Origin of the sequence: Sabulibacter ruber (assembly GCF_017355955.1) — a bacterium.
Classification (GTDB): Bacteria; Bacteroidota; Bacteroidia; order Cytophagales; family Hymenobacteraceae; genus Nibribacter; species Nibribacter ruber_A.
In genome coordinates, this window is sequence record NZ_JAFFID010000192.1 from 1 (window position 1) to 249 (window position 249).

The following is a 249-nucleotide window of genomic DNA, read 5'->3' on the forward strand; positions in this document are numbered from 1 at the left end:
GCCCCGCCGTCCCGCCCAGAAAGGCACGGCGCCCGATCAAGCCCTTGCACCGACGGCGTGAACGGCCGGAGGGCAGGCTTTCGCCGCCCATCCCGCCGTGCCGTAAACCTCCTCGAGGCGGTCCAGATGACGGTCCAGCGTGAAGGGGGCTTTCCAGTAACGCTCATAAGCCTCGCGGCCCATTCTCAGCGCCGTTTCGTCGTCGGCCAGGTCTCTCAGCCGGGCGGCGAGGTCGTCGCTGTCCCCGCT

Annotated in this window: 1 protein-coding gene; it reads right to left on the reverse strand. The window is 69.5% G+C overall.

Going from position 1 to position 249, the window contains the following annotated elements; genetic code table 11:
• Nucleotides 1-36 precede the first annotated feature (36 nt).
• On the reverse strand, nt 37-249 hold a 213-nt coding region (locus JT719_RS25010; protein WP_207436488.1), incomplete at its 5' end, for a hypothetical protein.